Annotated in this window: 17 protein-coding genes and 1 pseudogene; 8 read left to right on the forward strand and 10 right to left on the reverse strand. The window is 39.3% G+C overall.

Annotation, left to right across the window (positions count from 1 at the left end; translation table 11 throughout):
* The first annotated feature begins 12 nt into the window (after positions 1–12).
* Positions 13–675, forward strand: coding sequence for a cadmium resistance transporter (locus NPUN_RS27375; RefSeq protein WP_012411668.1), 663 nt, complete (start codon positions 13–15; stop codon positions 673–675).
* Positions 676–921: 246 nt separating this feature from the next.
* Here the strand turns inward: NPUN_RS27375 and NPUN_RS27380 are convergent, their stop codons facing one another.
* Positions 922–1,818, reverse strand: coding sequence for a transposase (locus NPUN_RS27380; protein WP_234710955.1), 897 nt, complete (start codon positions 1,816–1,818; stop codon positions 922–924).
* 53 nt (positions 1,819–1,871) lie between these two features.
* Here NPUN_RS27380 and NPUN_RS27385 point away from each other — a divergent pair, with 53 nt between their 5' ends.
* A complete protein-coding gene (locus NPUN_RS27385) occupies positions 1,872–2,237 on the forward strand; it encodes a hypothetical protein (RefSeq protein ID WP_041565668.1) in 366 nt (121 codons plus the stop codon).
* Between the two features lie 138 nt (positions 2,238–2,375).
* Here the strand turns inward: NPUN_RS27385 and NPUN_RS27390 are convergent, their stop codons facing one another.
* Positions 2,376–3,173, reverse strand: coding sequence for a sulfite exporter TauE/SafE family protein (locus NPUN_RS27390; RefSeq protein WP_012411669.1), 798 nt, complete (start codon positions 3,171–3,173; stop codon positions 2,376–2,378).
* 422 nt (positions 3,174–3,595) lie between these two features.
* Between NPUN_RS27390 and NPUN_RS41055 the strand changes: the two are divergent.
* The 6 genes and pseudogenes from NPUN_RS41055 to NPUN_RS27410 form a co-directional block, all read left to right on the forward strand.
* Positions 3,596–3,773 (forward strand): annotated as a pseudogene (locus tag NPUN_RS41055) (NADH-dependent alcohol dehydrogenase); the annotation flags it as partial.
* A gap of 112 nt (positions 3,774–3,885) precedes the next feature.
* Entirely contained in the window at positions 3,886–4,473 is a 588-nt protein-coding gene (locus NPUN_RS27395) for a TetR/AcrR family transcriptional regulator (RefSeq protein ID WP_012411670.1), read from the forward strand.
* Positions 4,474–4,477: 4 nt separating this feature from the next.
* Complete coding sequence (locus NPUN_RS27400; protein ID WP_012411671.1) at positions 4,478–4,867, forward strand: tautomerase family protein; 390 nt, start codon at positions 4,478–4,480, stop codon at positions 4,865–4,867.
* 111 nt (positions 4,868–4,978) lie between these two features.
* A complete protein-coding gene (locus tag NPUN_RS27405; protein WP_012411672.1) occupies positions 4,979–5,422 on the forward strand; it encodes an acyl-CoA thioesterase in 444 nt (147 codons plus the stop codon).
* A 141-nt stretch (positions 5,423–5,563) separates the two neighbouring features.
* The gene (locus tag NPUN_RS44910) at positions 5,564–5,650 is read left to right on the forward strand and encodes a GUN4 domain-containing protein (protein WP_419788445.1); all 87 of its coding nucleotides are present in this window, start codon (positions 5,564–5,566) and stop codon (positions 5,648–5,650) included.
* Positions 5,625–5,915 carry a GUN4 domain-containing protein gene (locus NPUN_RS27410; RefSeq protein WP_041565669.1) on the forward strand — a complete coding sequence of 97 codons (291 nt, stop codon included), beginning with the start codon at positions 5,625–5,627 and terminating at the stop codon, positions 5,913–5,915. The genes NPUN_RS44910 and NPUN_RS27410 overlap by 26 nt, the downstream gene beginning before the upstream one ends.
* Positions 5,916–6,021: 106 nt before the next feature.
* Here NPUN_RS27410 and NPUN_RS27415 read toward each other — a convergent pair whose 3' ends face one another.
* From NPUN_RS27415 to NPUN_RS27445, 8 genes are all read right to left on the reverse strand, one after another.
* Positions 6,022–6,657, reverse strand: coding sequence for a hypothetical protein (locus NPUN_RS27415; protein WP_012411673.1), 636 nt, complete (start codon positions 6,655–6,657; stop codon positions 6,022–6,024).
* Between the two features lie 248 nt (positions 6,658–6,905).
* The gene (hisS, locus tag NPUN_RS27420) at positions 6,906–8,318 is read right to left on the reverse strand and encodes a histidine--tRNA ligase (RefSeq protein WP_012411674.1); all 1,413 of its coding nucleotides are present in this window, start codon (positions 8,316–8,318) and stop codon (positions 6,906–6,908) included.
* A 125-nt stretch (positions 8,319–8,443) separates the two neighbouring features.
* Positions 8,444–8,890 (reverse strand): DUF3598 family protein, encoded by a 447-nt coding sequence (locus tag NPUN_RS27425; RefSeq protein ID WP_012411675.1) that lies wholly within the window; start codon positions 8,888–8,890, stop codon positions 8,444–8,446.
* Between the two features lie 50 nt (positions 8,891–8,940).
* On the reverse strand, positions 8,941–9,105 hold the full coding sequence (locus NPUN_RS42140; protein WP_167315665.1) for a hypothetical protein: 165 nt from the start codon (positions 9,103–9,105) through the stop codon (positions 8,941–8,943).
* A 173-nt stretch (positions 9,106–9,278) separates the two neighbouring features.
* Entirely contained in the window at positions 9,279–9,470 is a 192-nt protein-coding gene (locus NPUN_RS27430; RefSeq protein ID WP_012411676.1) for a YqaE/Pmp3 family membrane protein, read from the reverse strand.
* A 130-nt stretch (positions 9,471–9,600) separates the two neighbouring features.
* Positions 9,601–9,999, reverse strand: coding sequence for a phage holin family protein (locus NPUN_RS27435; protein ID WP_012411677.1), 399 nt, complete (start codon positions 9,997–9,999; stop codon positions 9,601–9,603).
* Between the two features lie 216 nt (positions 10,000–10,215).
* Positions 10,216–10,557 carry a 2Fe-2S iron-sulfur cluster-binding protein gene (locus NPUN_RS27440; protein ID WP_012411678.1) on the reverse strand — a complete coding sequence of 114 codons (342 nt, stop codon included), beginning with the start codon at positions 10,555–10,557 and terminating at the stop codon, positions 10,216–10,218.
* A gap of 13 nt (positions 10,558–10,570) precedes the next feature.
* The gene (locus NPUN_RS27445; RefSeq protein WP_012411679.1) at positions 10,571–12,730 is read right to left on the reverse strand and encodes a Tex family protein; all 2,160 of its coding nucleotides are present in this window, start codon (positions 12,728–12,730) and stop codon (positions 10,571–10,573) included.
* Positions 12,731–13,057 lie beyond the last annotated feature (327 nt).

Genomic DNA, 13,057 nt, shown 5'->3' on the forward strand with positions numbered 1-13,057 from the left:
TAAAAATCCAGGATGAGTAAGCTAGGGACAGTCTTCAGTGAAGGGATTATTGCCTTCATAGCCACTAACATAGATGACATCATTATCTTGTTAATATTTTTTTCACAGATAGATGTTAATTTTCGGCGGCGGCATATCTTACTCGGTCAATATCTGGGTTTTTCAGCCATTATCATCGCTAGTTTACCAGGATTTTTTGGGGGATTGGTCATACAGCGAGAATGGATAGGATTGTTAGGACTGCTACCAATAGCAATTGGTATTCAACAATTAATATATAGAAAAGAAGAACCTATAACAGTTCAGACAGTCAGTAGTGATTTTACTCAATCTACACCTACTAACCCGGTATTGTCTTTTATTTTGAGTGTTTTGCACCCCCAAACCTATAAAGTGGCAGCAGTAACGATCGCTAATGGTGGTGACAATATTAGTATATATATCCCTTTATTTGCTGGTCATGACCTTGCCAGTTTGGGAATAATTTTAGGTATATTTTTTATCATGGTAGGGGTTTGGTGTGCGATCGCTTATTTTTTAAGTCGTCAACCTACCATTGCTTATATTTTAAGTCGCTACGGTAAAGCTGCTGTACCTTTTGTTTTAATCGGCTTAGGTCTGTTCATTATGTATGAGCGAGGTACATTCACTCTCCTGCCTTGGGTGAGAAGTTAATCAATGTTGGATTTTGAATACTGGATTTGAGATTGAACGATGAAAACTCCAATCTGAAATCTAAATATCCACAAAATGGTTAATATTCGAGCTTCAACGAAAAAGTTTTTGTTTACCAATTCTTAACCTAGACGAGGTTTAGCATCAATATAATAATTTGACAATAATTTGACTTATTGAAAGCTATAGAGTTGTCGGGAAATAAAAGATAAGTGAGGCAATGCTGGTCTTGTAATTGGGATTCTCTTAAGCAGCCATCAAGTAGAAGTTCCATAATCCTGCTGCGGTCAGCATCAAATGGTCATCAAAGTTTTCAATCCGATTACGATAAATGACACTGGCGGCGTTGTAGCGCTTCACACCAGCAAAGGCATTTTCGCAAACTACACGGGATTGACTCAATTGACGATTCTCCGTTTTTTGAAGGTCACTTAACTTGCCCCCTTTGGGCTTTTTGTGAGGAAGATGGAGATTGTCATACTGCTTCTGTAATCCCTGAAAGCCCGAGTCTACTTCAATCGGAATTTCATCAGGCACACTACCTGCAATGTCATCTTCGTCATGAAAACGTTTGTCATGCAGTTTGCCTTCTCGTGCTTTGCTTAAGATCAAGACCCGTTTGGTTTCATCAACTGCCGCCAAGTGTTTACGCGTATGACGTTTCTTTTTACCGGAGTAATTCTGTTGTTGTTGTTCTCTTTCTTGAGGTCGCGCAATTGGGCGTTCTGTCCCATCAATCATCACTCGTTGCACTCCTGGAAAGCGTGACAAAAATGCTTCAATGCTTTCGAGATGGCGTTCCGGCAGCGCCATCTTCTGTCCCAAAGCCGCTTCTAATATTGGCTGCAATCGATGCATCCACTCATGTGCCTGGGAGCGATGCATATCAAAGAGCAGTCCCGCCACATCAAAGGTCGGATAACATTTGAAATAGAAAAGGATGAAAAACAATTTGTCTTGGGCTGTAAGTAAGCGGGCTTTGCGTCCTCCACCCAGGCCACGTTGACGAGGCTTGGCCTGTTGAGTATCTAGGTACATCGTGGTAAACGTGGGCAAAAGGGCATCAAATGCTTTCCGGTTCAACCCAGTTAATGCCCTCAACAGTCGGTCTTGCTTCAGCGCACCTTCAATATTCAGCATCATTCTTCCCTACCACTGCTGTCTATTCTCTCTTATTTCCCGACAAGTCTTATGTAATGCGATACTCCCTTATACCTGCGATTCGGTGCAATTCTATCCGTTTTCGCCCAACCATCCAACCTGTTTTTTGTCTGATTTCAGCGATCGCCCCGTTTTTGTGCTTTACCTCAGCACAAGCTCAGATAATCGGACAAGATATCACTTCAATTACTACTGACATTGCTTCGTTTCCTACTATATCTATTACCAAAGTTGCAGGTGACAGCGAATTTGCAGGTAATACTTTTACTCTCAACTTCGGTGGGCAAATTCAATCAATTACAGGATTGACAACCACAGGAAGCAGCACAACATTTAGATACATCCCTGCTTTTGTGCAGATTCGCCGTAACCCCGCTACAGATGACAGAAAGCTAGCTTAGTCGCTAATTCTTGTTTTCCTATGAATACTGGAACGAACGGAGGAATAGATTTAGCTGCACCTAACTTGGGTGCCGTCTTTTTGGAGAGTGAGTGAGCAGCGAAAAACTTTTACAACCAAACTCTATTACCGAGTCTTGTCAAACCTGATGAACTAATTTCCAACTTACCATCATCAAGATGGCATAAATAATAAACCGTAGTGGGCGTTGCGGAGCTATTTGACAGACTTTAGCACCTAATAATACTCCTGGCACAGAGCCTAACCATATAGGCAGTACCAAACTCCAATCAACTGTTCCCAGGCTGAGATGGCCGAGAGCTGTAAATAGCAGTAAAATTGCTGCGTGCGAAATATCTGTACCCACTAACTTCCGTGCATCAAGGCGGAAAAACGCAATCAGCACTAGAGCAAACATTGAACCTGATGAGACGCTAGTTAGACCAACTAAACAGCCTAAAATGGCCCCCAGAGTGATTGTTAGGAAGCGGCCAAAGTTAGTTTCTAAGTCTAACTTTGGTAGTTCGGGTAAATTGAATTTGGGTAAAAAAGTCAATAACAACAATTGCACTAGTGCTAAAGCTGTGACTAGCAAAATCATCATACCAAGCAAACGGAGCAAGATGCTATCCAGGTTATACTCACCTGTACGTTTAAGAAAGTGCAAAATTCCCACCCCAAATAGTGAGCCTGGAACACTTCCGAATGCCAGCCATTTGACAACTTCTGTATCCAGAGTTTTCTGTTCCCAATGCTTGACGCTACCAACAATCTTCATCAATGTGGCAGCTACAACATCAGAACTCACTGCGATGGAAGGCGGAACTTGAAAAACAAAAATCAACATTGGAGTAATGAGAGAGGCTCCGCCAATCCCCGTCAAACCAACTATGATTCCAACAAAGAAGCTTAAGAATGGTAGTAATAAATAGTGCATACTCTTTGGGGGTTTGAGAAAGTCAGCTAGAACTTTACTACTAGAAAGCAATAACTCAGCCGAATTACAGCTCAGTGGTAGATAGAGCTAGTCATGGCAAGTTATTGTGTTTCTCAAAGGATGAGTGACACAAAAAAGGTTATCCAGCTAAAAGTTAGGGCAGAGGATTACTGGACAACTTAAAACCTGTCTGGAAGTTTTTGGAAGCATGACAACTGACATTTACCTGAAACAGACTTTGATAACTGCTTATGGGTCAGTTGTTTGACTAAAATCAACTTCTTACTGGTTTTTTTGCGGTTTTACATGTAAAAGCCGGTAAAACTATGTGCTTACCGTATTTTACTTGTAAACACGATCAAACGTCTAGCGTATTCGTTTTGTATATCGCTATATTTTCTGGATAATACACCGCAAGTCTAATGACTCATGGAAAATTTTATTTTTACAACCCAGTCAAAATCCTGTTTGGCAAAGCTCAAATCGCCAATATTGCTGCTGAAATTTCTGTTGATGCCAAAATATATTATTACCTACAGTGGGGGTAGCATCAAAATTAACGACGTTTATAACCGGGTGAAGTCTGCGTTGTCTGGACGGCAAAAAACACTTGACTAACGAGCATGTATACTGCTAAAAGTAAACAGACCGAATAGTCTGTAATTTCCAATTCAATAAACTACACGACTCCCTACTCTAATAAATCGCTGTAATGTCCAAAGGCGAAGAAACAAAAAGTAGAATTCTCCACCAAGCAGCCGAACTGTTTAACCAACAAGGGTATGCAGGCTCATCAATGTCAGACATTATGCGTGTTACTGGATTGCAAAAAGGAGGAATTTACAATCACTTTCAAAGCAAAGACGATCTCGCATTACAGGCTTTTGATTTTGCGATCGCTCGCATTAAACAGCATACTAGATTTGCATTGCGAAGCAAACGCCATGCAGTAGAACGCCTGCAAGCAATCATTGGGATATTTAGTAGCTTCGCAGAAAATCCACCTATCAAAGGAGGGTGTCCACTGCTGAATACTGCTGTGGAAAGCGATGATGCTCATCCGGCGTTGCGGGAACACGCTCAACAGGCGATGAACTCTTGGCTGCATCTAATTCGTCGAATTATTGAAACGGGAATTGCCAAGGGTGAAATTCGCTCTGAAGTAAGTGCTGATGAAATTGCCACCATCATAATTGCAACGCTGGAAGGAGCCATAATGATGAGTAAGCTTTATGGAGATTCAATTCACATGTACAGGGTAATTAATCACCTGAATCAATACTTGGAAAATCACCTTTAAATGTATGGTACAAATCAAAGTATATTCTTTAGCAGACAAATTAAATCTTATTAAAGCGGAGCTATCAAATGTAATCCATACCTCCCTTATAGAGGTTTTACAGCTTACCCCTGAAAAAAGATTTCACCGTTTTTTCCCACTGGATAAATCAGATTTTTATTATCCATCTGATAGAACAAACAACTATCTAGTTATCGAAATTAGTATGTTTGAGGGGCGCTCAGTGGAAACAAAAAAAGAGTTGATTCGCCTGCTAATTAAAAATATCAATGAAAAATTCAATATTCCTATATGCGATATTGAAATCACAATTTTTGAAACGCCCAAATCTAACTGGGGTATTAGAGGTTTACCTGGCGACGAGTTAACCTTAAACTACAAAGTAGAAGTTTGAAATTGTTGTAGGTAATGGGTTATTAGACAATTAATAACTACTCATACTTGAAAAGAGTAAAATTTTTTAGAATTTTACAGACCGATCGGTTTTAAAATATTAAGAGAAATAATGCTAGTAAATAACAGTTTGCACAGACCACTAGAAGTAGTATTAGAAATTCCTGTAAGAACATACGACATTGACTTTATAGGAATCGTAAGCAATATTGTATATATCAGATGGTTAGAAGATTTACGTTTAAAGTTTTTAGATGAACATTGGCACCTCAATCAACAAATTGCTCAAGGATATGCACCTGTTCTAGCTGGAACTGAAATTGAATATAAACGTCCGATAAAAATTATTGACCAAGTAATAGGACGTTTATGGCTAAGTAATTTAGGACGATTGAAGTGGACTGTACAGGCTGAAATTTTCTCTAATAATGAGTTAGCAGCAGTAGCTAGTCAAAAGGGTGCTTTTGTCAGTTTACAAAATAGTCGTCCTATTCCTATTCCAGAGGAATTAAAGAATAAATATTTAGAGCATCAAAAAGGGAATCTGAAAGACTAAGTAAGTTGGCACAATCAAAACAAACTATGTAAATAAAAATGAACTAGGCTAAAATCCTCAAGCAAATCAGCTAAAAACACTATAATTTGCTTAAAGCGTGATTTATCCTACTCTTAGACCGGCGATCTTGATTCTGAATCTATTGATAACTTTCCTTGCACTGACTTACGAACCATTGACCAACTGTGGCTAAAATACAGCAATGGGCAATGGGCACTTTGGGTTTAGTGTGCAAAAGCGAATTTGGGAAAGCGTTGGAAAAGACTACGAAAAGTTTGGCGATCGCGTCGGATGGCAAAAAGGAATATTTTTTAATAAAGACTGGCTATATTACTCAGACCTTACTTTCAGAATAAATTCTCCAAGGGGACATTTGCCATGCGCGCCCGTGGACGCTGTTTGGATGGTCAGTAAGTTATCGATCTCTGCGGGCTCAAGAAGCATAGGGTTGGGTTTGGCCTTCTTCTCTCGCATTGAGACTTGTAAACGTTAATATATAAGTCTTACAGAAAATTGTGAAAATTCACAAACAATTCATTTTGCAGGAAGTATTACGTTTTCTACGTTTCCGTTACTTGGTACTGGGCATAAATTCCCTTTTAAAGTTGACAAATTGCTTTTAAAACTTGTAGCAACTGACTTGAACCCTCTCTTTCCATTAAATTTAATTCTGGCAACAGATAATAAATAGGGGGATTTCCTTGTTCGATATAGACAAACTGATAACTTCTACCATTAGTTGCTAATCCCCAAACTGATTTTTGATTATCTAAATTTTTATAAGCGTATGTGAGTAACTGAGGTAAACCTGTTGAAATATCAATCTGACTATTTTTAGATTCAATTAACAGTACCCAAAAGTATATTTGAGGTTTTGTATGTTTAGCTTTACTAATAGCTAAAATATCAAATCTTCCTTTAATTTTGATATCTTCATCTTCAACTTCAATATCAGCAATATTCTCCTCCAAAGCAATCTCGATAGGATAGCGATAAAAACCAGCTAACCTTAGTAAAGGAGCAACTGCAAGAAACTTTACTTGACCTTCAGAAACTTTACCTGCTGTAAGGTATCTATCAAAGTCATGCTGAATTTGTTTGAGTTCCTGCTGTTCTGCTTCCGTGAGAGGTTCCAGAGATAAGTAGTTAGAAAATGAGTCATTGTACTGCTTTTGAAAGCCAAATAGACGATGAACTTCTTCTAAAGATAAATTACGAGCGTTGAGAATTGTCATATATTTTTGCTTGATTAAGGTGCAACCCAATCCAAGTTACCTATATAAAACCTATGTTAACCCCTGCTTGACTGACCAACTTCAACGAAAAGGTTTTGTTAGTTAATCAAATATTAACCCTTAAGAAACTCCTCTTTAACTTCTTGACTCTGTGTTCTCTATGCCTCTGTGCCTCTGTGGTTAAATAAAAAGCTTTTGAACCGCAGAGACGCGGAGGCACAGAGAGAAAAAGAGATTTTAGAAGTATATTAGCTAAGTCTTCTTTTAACTTCCTCAGCTAAATTGACCAGTAGCACTTCTACTTGCTCACCTGATTTCAAATCTTTGAGCGAGGACTTTTGCGCTGCTGCTTCCTCAGAACCAATAATTACACAAAATTGAATTCCTTGTTTATCGGCTAGCTGAAATTGTTTACCCAAGGGACGCTTATCAAAATTAGTGATAACATTAATTCCAGCTTGACGCAGATGTTGTGAAACTTTTAAATAAGTTGGCATTAAATCTTCTTGCATATTCACTACCATCACCTGGGCTGGTGTAGCAGCTAAGGTACTAAGAATACCAGCTTTTAACAATCGACTAATTAAGCGAGTTAAACCGATAGAAATACCGACACCAGGCATTTTTTCACCCAAAAACACCCCAACTAATTCTTCATATCTGCCGCCAGAACAGATACTACCTAAAGCTTCATGCCCTAATAAGGTTGTTTCGTAAACTGTACCAGTATAGTAATCAAGACCACGGGCAATAGATAAATCAATACAGAAACGATTTTCGGTAACTCCAAGATTACGCACGCCTGCAATTACTGTTTCTAATTCGCTAATTCCAAGGCTTAATTGCTCAGTTTCTGGCAGATTTAGGGTGAGATGCTTAAGCTTATCTAATACTTCATCAACAGAACCATCAATTTTAATAAAATCAATAATTTTTTGAGTCTGTTCTCCTGAAACTCCCTCTTTTTCTAATTCTTGTTTTACTTTACTTTCACCAATTTTTTCTAAATTATCAACAATATTAATGCACGATTTAATTTTGTCTTCGGTAATTCCTACTGACTTAAAGAAACCTGTAAGAACTTTACGATTATTGATGCGAATCAGAAAATCACCGATATTAATTGCTTCAAATATTTCAGTAATAATTGCAGGCATCTGAGCATCATAGAGCAAGCTGAGTTCACGACGAGCAACTACATCAATATCACACTGGCGGAACTGACGAAAACGCCCATCTTTCGCGCGTTCTCCCCGAAAAACCATATCAGTTTGATAGCGGGCAAAGGGAAAGATTAACTCATTTAGGTGACGGGCAATATATGCTGCTAAAGGAACTGTTTGATCAAATTTTAAAGCTCTTGCTTCTGAACCAGTTTCACCCGATTTATCTTTACCAGTTTCGCCTGATTTATCTTTCTCGGCTTGTCGATTTGGTGGCAAGATGGGGTCAATGCCATAGATGATATTGTCGCCTTGATTCCCTTTAGCTTGTAGCACTTCTAAACGCTCTACAGCAGGTGTTTCAATGGGCGTAAATCCATAGCTTTCAAAAACTCTACGGATAATATCTAGCAAATATAATTCTAGACGCTTTTCACTAGGCAGAAATTCTGGGAAACCACTAGGAGTAGAAAAGTTTATTTTGTCACCTTTTGCCATGCGTGTACCTTACTAAATTGAAATTTGAGATGAAAGCTTAACGACTGGAAGCCGTGGCTACACAAACAAAGTCCGCCTGCGCGGACTGGAGAATAATAAGTGATTATCTCAGAGAACAGAAATTATTATCTTACCCGTTCTTCTTGAATTAGGGTGCGTTGAAATATGTGATTATTCTTAAACCAATGCCAAGTGCGGGCACGATTGTTATTGTCAGGACTAATGTAGATCATTTCATATAAGCTCATTTCTGGGTTTGTTTTATAACTAAACCACAAAATCACAATTGAATCATCGGCTTCCCAAGCTTTACCTTGAATACGTTCGGTGTCAAACCAGAGCTTATTATCTTTATAGCTTCCTGGAAATTCATACTCTTCTTGTTTGCCGTCAGACCATTTGTAGCGATTAATTTGGTAGTAGGGATGAGAACCATTTTCTGGAAATTGACAAGTTAAGTGAGACTCATAACTGTCGAGGATTTTTCCTGTTGTATCAATTAATGTATAAGTTCCTACCCAATCTCCCTCATGACGAACAAGTACGGGCATTTCTTCTCGAATATTAGACATTGCAATTTACCTCTCAACAAATTTAGGTAAGGCATACAACACAAGGTGAACTACTTACACTTACCGCCAGGTAAGTAAGTGACGGACTCAAACCGCAAGCTCCCTTTGGTTGTGGTAGAACGCAAATCATTAGCCATTTCTCGTACTAGTGCTTGAGTCAGACTAAGTTCCACGCCGCAGAGTTTATTATATAATGCTGTCTGTAATACTAACAATTCGATTTAGCACTCTGACTTTCTAAGCTGCATGGACTAATTTTTGAAAATTACACAACCAATTACCCACTAATTATGCAAGTTAAATTGGAATTGGTACAAAATGAAATGGTGCATTACGGTTAAAACCATAACGCACCATTTTTAATATTTACTAAAGTTAATCTTGCGTATTAGTAAATCCCACCTTCTCTATTCAGTTGTTCATCATGCTTGGCAATGACCCAAATTGCATGAATACTACCCGGTAGCCAACCTAGAACTGTGAGTAAAATGTTGATAAACAATGTTGGGCCAATTCCAACTGTCAGGAAAACGCCTAAAGGAGGCACTAATAAACCTAGAAGATAACGAACTAATTTCATGATTTTGCTGTATTTTTGTGATTTTGTTTAGTTACATTCTTTTGAAGATGCCGATTTAAGAAATCCACCTTCGGATATTTTATATGGAGTAGAAAATCGATGAAATTATTATTTCTACTCCCTTTAATATTTATCTAGAAGGTAATTCATTTTGGCTTTTAACATCAGCACTGCCGGTTAAAAGATTTCTTTCAACAAAGTAGTTGTTAATGAAGGTGTTAGCAAAAGTTAGAATCACTGGCCCAAGAAGGAAAGCAATAATTCCATTTACTGAGAAACCAGGAACTAGCACTGCTGCTAACCAAAAACACAAACCGTTGACGACGAGCGAAAATGCTCCAAATGATAGAAAGTTAAGCGGTAGGGAGAGAGCAGACAGAACTGGTTTAACTGAACCGTTAATTAGACCAATTACTAGAGCGGCAATCAAAGCTGCGGGGAAATTAGCAATATTAACGCCTGGAACAACTAAATCAACAATCAACAGGCTCAAAGCTGTAGCTAGGGCGGTTAATAATGGTGTCAACATTTTTTTGACCTAATCTTTTTTGTTTGTAACTTCTTATCTCATCTTTAACTATGTGCCAGACTTTCACCTCTCTTGCAAGATAGAATTTCCTTCTACCATTAGGTCTATTTTTGAGAAAACTATAGTAGTTATCATATTGATGTGCCCCTACTGTGATGCCATGTTTTTAAGGGTGCATTAAATTTGTTGAATGCACCCTACAAATTTAAGATTAATTTAATCAGATTTTCCAGACTCAGGCTTATAGTAAAGGGCTGACTTATATAAGACTTGTTCTTGATGGGTTTCTAAAGTGCAATTAGACAAGGGGTAAGTTACACAAGTAACAACATAAGCAGCTTGTATTTCACTTGGGCGCAGAAATTTCTGCTCGCTTTGATTAACTTCACCGCTAATGAGTTTCGCAATACAGACAGAACATTCGCCTTGTTTGCACCCAGATGGTAGGCGGATACCAGCATCTTCTGCTATATCGAGAATATATTGATCGTCTGGCACTGCAATGGTGCGATCTAATCCAAGTGTAGGATTGATAAATCGGACTTGATAAACTGCCATCTGCTGTTTCTAATTATTGTTTAACTGCTTTCATCGACAAACTAATCCGCTTCAGTTTCTCGTTGATTTCTAACACCTGAACTTTCACTACTTGTCCAACTTTGACAATTTTGTTGGGATCGTCTACAAATCTATCAGCAAGTTGGGATATATGCACCAAGCCATCTTGATGTACGCCGATATCGACAAAAGCACCGAAATTGGCGACGTTCGTCACAATTCCCTCTAATTCCATTCCTACATTTAAGTCCCTGATTTCCTTAATTCCTTCTTTGAAGGTGGCATACTTAAACTCAGCACGAGGATCTCTACCTGGTTTTTCTAGTTCGCTGAGAATGTCGCGCAATGTGGGTTCGCCGACGCTATCGGTAACGTATTTCTTCAGGTTGGTCTTTTTGAGTTTTTCGGCAATTTGTGTTACCTGATTTAATGGCACATTTAGATCGGATGCGATCGCTTCTACTACAGAATAACTCTCTGGATGCACTGCTGTATTATCCAATGGGTTATCACCGCCGCGAATCCGCAGAAAACCCGCCGCTTGTTCAAAGGCTTTTGGTCCCAGCTTCGGAACTTTCAACAGTTGTCGGCGATTTTTAAAGGCTCCATTCTGGTTGCGATAGGCGACAATGTTATTGGCAACTGTTGCCGTAATCCCAGAGACGGATGTCAGAAGTTCTTTGGAGGCGGTGTTTAAGTCTACGCCGACGTAGTTAACGCAGCTTTCTACAGTGTCATCCAATTTCTTTTTCAATAACTTCTGATCGACATCGTGCTGATATTGTCCCACACCAATGGATTTGGGATCGATTTTCACCAGTTCCGCCAAAGGGTCTTGCAAACGGCGACCGATGCTAATAGCACCGCGCACGGTAACATCTAAATCGGGGAACTCTTCTAGCGCCACAATACTAGCAGAATATATAGATGCGCCAGATTCATTCACCATCACCTTAACTGGTTTGCGTTCTATAGTTTGCAATACTTGCGTGACAAACTCCTCTGTCTCGCGGGACGCTGTACCATTACCAATGGCGATTAACTCAATTTTGTACTTTTCAATCAGATTTTTGACAGTTTGTGCAGCTTTAGCCCGTTGTTCAGCCGCTTGGTGGGGAAAAACCGCTTGGTATTCCAAAAATTTCCCCGTTTGGTCGAGGACAGCAACTTTACACCCAGTTCTAAATCCAGGGTCTATCGCCAAGGTTGGTTTCATTCCTGCTGGTGCAGACAGCAGCAACTCTCGCAGATTAGTTTCAAATGTCTTGATTGATTCCATGTCTGCATAGACTTTCTTCTCAGAAATCACCTCTCCCATTAGAGAGACTTTCATCAAACGGTTAAATGCATCCTTCAACATCGCCTGATAAAAATCCCGAATTGCCCGAACTTTGGTTTTAATTTCTTTCGACTCAAGATAGTAAAGTACCGTATCTTCATCAAAAGCAATTTCAAAGCTTAATACTTTCTCAGTTTCACCCCGACACAACGCCAGCATATTATGTGGTGCAATATTTTTTACCCTAATTTTATAGTTACGGTACATCTCAAATTTGGTTGTACCTTCGGGATAATCATCTTTGATGCGGGAGACAAATACCCCTTCTTCGAGAAGATAATCGCGGATATATGCCCGCAATTCAGCTTTTTCAGCCACTTCTTCCGCTAAAATATCAGCAGCACCTTTAAGTGCTTCTTCTGCTGTTTTTACTCCCTTGGCTTCAGAAATATACTTAGCCGTTTCTTCTTCTAATGAAGCTATCGCAGTATTTTTGACATTTAGCGACTTGATGAATTCCGCCAGTGCTTCAAGTCCTTTTTCTCTGGCGATAGTGGCGCGGGTGCGTCGTTTTGGGCGATAGGGTAGATATAAATCCTCAAGTTCGGTTTTTTGTAAGCAGGATGAGATTTTGGCTTTAAGTTCATCTGTGAGTTTACCTTGTTGGGCGATCGCACTTACAATCACAGATTTTCGTTCTTCCAGTTCTGTTAAATAAGTATATCGATCGGACAATTCCCGTAGTTGCACTTCATTCATCTCATCGGTGCGCTCTTTACGGTAACGTGCAATAAAGGGAATTGTTGCACCCTCCGCCAAAAGTTCCAGCGCGTTTTGCACCTGATGAGGTTTGAGGTTTATTTCAGTTGCCAGTAGTTGAGGAATGTTCAGCATTAGGTGTCTAAAATGAAAAAAATGAAAATGCTACTTCTAAAGGTAGTATGCTAGATCCTTATCCTGGCGCAAAGCCAAAGTTTTAAGCTAATTTACCAGATGATTGCTCACAAGAGTACAAGCGAAGTAGACAAAACCCACCTACGCAAGTAAGTTTTGAACCCTATTAATCCGCGTAGATGAAGGAGAGTTTGTATAGCATAGCGCAGCTATCCTGAGTCGGGAGAGCATTAGAACAAGTATCACTGTGATATCCGTATAAGCATATACTTTAATCTTGTTACACATAGTGCCTTATACCCCCACTTTGAAAGCTTGTTGTTACAC

The sequence above is a fragment of the Nostoc punctiforme PCC 73102 genome (assembly GCF_000020025.1).
In the GTDB taxonomy this organism is placed as follows: Bacteria; Cyanobacteriota; Cyanobacteriia; order Cyanobacteriales; family Nostocaceae; genus Nostoc; species Nostoc punctiforme.

What these genes read in the sequence shown, in the direction of transcription:
- NPUN_RS27375 (WP_012411668.1), top strand. Translation starts at nt 13, where the DNA reads ATGAGTAAGCTAGGGACAGTCTTCAGTGAAGGGATTATTGCCTTCATA.
- NPUN_RS27380 (WP_234710955.1), bottom strand. Translation starts at nt 1,818, where the DNA reads ATGATGCTGAATATTGAAGGTGCGCTGAAGCAAGACCGACTGTTGAGG.
- NPUN_RS27385 (WP_041565668.1), top strand. Translation starts at nt 1,872, where the DNA reads ATGCGATACTCCCTTATACCTGCGATTCGGTGCAATTCTATCCGTTTT.
- NPUN_RS27390 (WP_012411669.1), bottom strand. Translation starts at nt 3,173, where the DNA reads ATGCACTATTTATTACTACCATTCTTAAGCTTCTTTGTTGGAATCATA.
- NPUN_RS27395 (WP_012411670.1), top strand. Translation starts at nt 3,886, where the DNA reads ATGTCCAAAGGCGAAGAAACAAAAAGTAGAATTCTCCACCAAGCAGCC.
- NPUN_RS27400 (WP_012411671.1), top strand. Translation starts at nt 4,478, where the DNA reads ATGGTACAAATCAAAGTATATTCTTTAGCAGACAAATTAAATCTTATT.
- NPUN_RS27405 (WP_012411672.1), top strand. Translation starts at nt 4,979, where the DNA reads ATGCTAGTAAATAACAGTTTGCACAGACCACTAGAAGTAGTATTAGAA.
- NPUN_RS27410 (WP_041565669.1), top strand. Translation starts at nt 5,625, where the DNA reads ATGGGCAATGGGCACTTTGGGTTTAGTGTGCAAAAGCGAATTTGGGAA.
- NPUN_RS27415 (WP_012411673.1), bottom strand. Translation starts at nt 6,657, where the DNA reads ATGACAATTCTCAACGCTCGTAATTTATCTTTAGAAGAAGTTCATCGT.
- hisS (WP_012411674.1), bottom strand. Translation starts at nt 8,318, where the DNA reads ATGGCAAAAGGTGACAAAATAAACTTTTCTACTCCTAGTGGTTTCCCA.
- NPUN_RS27425 (WP_012411675.1), bottom strand. Translation starts at nt 8,890, where the DNA reads ATGTCTAATATTCGAGAAGAAATGCCCGTACTTGTTCGTCATGAGGGA.
- NPUN_RS27430 (WP_012411676.1), bottom strand. Translation starts at nt 9,470, where the DNA reads ATGAAATTAGTTCGTTATCTTCTAGGTTTATTAGTGCCTCCTTTAGGC.
- NPUN_RS27435 (WP_012411677.1), bottom strand. Translation starts at nt 9,999, where the DNA reads ATGTTGACACCATTATTAACCGCCCTAGCTACAGCTTTGAGCCTGTTG.
- NPUN_RS27440 (WP_012411678.1), bottom strand. Translation starts at nt 10,557, where the DNA reads ATGGCAGTTTATCAAGTCCGATTTATCAATCCTACACTTGGATTAGAT.
- NPUN_RS27445 (WP_012411679.1), bottom strand. Translation starts at nt 12,730, where the DNA reads ATGCTGAACATTCCTCAACTACTGGCAACTGAAATAAACCTCAAACCT.